Source organism: Streptomyces sp. MZ04 (assembly GCF_004684775.1).
Taxonomy (GTDB): domain Bacteria; phylum Actinomycetota; class Actinomycetes; order Streptomycetales; family Streptomycetaceae; genus Streptomyces.
The window spans coordinates 1-2,119 of record NZ_SRIC01000524.1 but is presented as its reverse complement, the minus strand read 5'-3'; the positions used below and the strand labels follow the sequence as shown (position 1 = coordinate 2,119).

The following is a 2,119-nucleotide window of genomic DNA, read 5'->3' as shown; positions in this document are numbered from 1 at the left end:
GGCCCCGCACGCGGCCGCGGACGGGGCGGGGCAACCCGGCCCTGCGGTCCGGCAGTGAAAACCCCACGGCACAAGCGAACCAGCGCCAGCCAGGTGGCCACGCCCACGCCCGGCGACACCCCAAAAGCCGGTGCGGGGGCGGCGGGTGCGGCAGACGGCACGAGTGGTGAAGGCGGGAGGAGTGGTGAAGGCGGGAGGAGTGGTGAAGGCGGGAGGAGTGGTGAAGGCGGGAGGAGTAGTGAAGGCGGGAGGAGTAGTGAAGGCAGCAGGGGTGAGACGGCCGGTGCGGGTGAGGCGGGCCGACGTCTGAGCGCGGCCGACCTGGTACGGCTGGCGCGGTTCGGGTTGGGCCTGGCGTGGCGGGCGGATGGCCGCCTGGTCCTGCTGACCGGCGGGTTCGAGCTGGTGCAGGCGGTCGGTCTGGGCGCCGGGCTGCTGTTGCTGCGGCACACCGTGTCGGCACTGCTCGCGACCGCACCCGTCGCCGGCGCCGGTTCCGCAGCCGCCGACCGGGGAGGGCTCGCGGCGGTGGGGGTGGCGACGCTGATCCTGCTGGGGATGGGAACCCTGGGGGCCGCACTCCAGCTGACCGCGGCGGCGGTGCAGAGCGTGCTACGGCTCAAGACCGAACGGATGGCCGTGGGCGAGGTCGTCGCCGCTGCCGCCGCCGTGGACCTGGAGAAGTTCGAGGACCCGGCCTTCCACGACCGGGTGGAGCGCGCGGTCCTGGCCGCCAACCGGTACGCGCCGTTGACACTGACGCTGCTGTTCGCGGGACTTCGCACCGGCCTGATGCTGGTGGCCCTTGCGGTGCCGCTGGTGCTGATGGCCTGGTGGCTGCTGCCCCTGCTCGCGCTTCTCGTCGTCCCCACCGTCAGGGTGGCGCTGAGCAGGCAGCGCGCGATGTACGGGCTGCAGGTCCACCTCACCGAGAACAGCCGCACCCGTTACTACCTCACCCAGCTGCTGACCGGCCGTGACGAAGCCAAGGAGATCCGCGCGTTCGACCTGGCCGGATACATGTGGCAACGGCTGACCGACTGCTACCGGCAGGTCCTGGCCGAGACCACCGCGCTGCAGCGCCGCTTCACCCTGCTGGGCATCGGCGCGCGCCTGGCCACCGACATCCTCCTGGCCGCCGTGGCCGCCGCGCTCGTCGTGGCCGCCGCCACCGGGCGCCTGGAGGCGGCCACCGCGTTCACCGTGCTGGGTGCGCTCTACCTGGCCGGCCGCAACGCCACCGCAACGGCCGCCTTGGCCGGCGTCGCCGGGGGCGCGATGCTCTACCTCGACGCCCTGCGCGAGTTCACCGCGCCCTCCACCCCACTGCCCCCGCCGGTCCCGGTCCGATCCGGTTTCACCAGCGTCGAGGCCCGCAAACTCTCCTTCACCTACCCCGCAGGACACCGGCCCGCGCTCACCGATGTGAGCGTGCGCCTGGGCGCCGGTGAAGTGATCGCCCTGGTCGGGGAGAACGGCTCCGGCAAGACCACCCTGGCCAAACTCCTCACCGGCCTGTACCGGCCCACCGGCGGACAGATCGTCCTCGACAGCACCCCGGTCACCGACCCGGCCGACCTGCGCGGCCTCGCCGCGGTCCTCTTCCAGGACTACCTGCGCTACAAACTCACCGCCAAAGACAACATCACCCTCGGCCGCCCCGAACGCCACACCGACACCGGCGCGATCGAGACGGCCACCGCCAACGCCGGCGCGACCACCATCATCAGCGGCCTGCCCCACGGCTACGACACCCGGCTCGGCACCGAGTACACCGGCGGCGTCGACCTGTCCACGGGCCAATGGCAGCGCATCGCGCTGGCCCGCGCGTTCTTCCGCGACGCCCCCCTGGTCGTCCTGGACGAACCCACCGCCGCCATGGACCCCCTCGCCGAAGCCGACCTGTTCACCGCCATACGCCAACTGTTCACCGGCCGCACCGTCCTGCTCATCTCCCACCGGTTCTCCAGCGTCCGCGCCGCCGACCGCATCTACGTCCTCAAAGACGGCCGCATCATCGAACACGGCACCCACCACGACCTGCTGGCCACCGACGGCGTCTACGCCGACATGTTCCTCACCCAGGCCGCCGCCTACCTCGGCACACCCACCCCAGACC

General features: G+C 72.2%; 1 protein-coding gene. It reads left to right on the top strand.

Features of this window, described 5'->3' with window-relative positions; all coding sequences use genetic code 11:
• Positions 1 to 345 precede the first annotated feature (345 nt).
• On the top strand, positions 346 to 2,119 hold a 1,774-nt coding region (locus E2651_RS46050), incomplete at its 3' end, for an ATP-binding cassette domain-containing protein (RefSeq protein WP_135336654.1).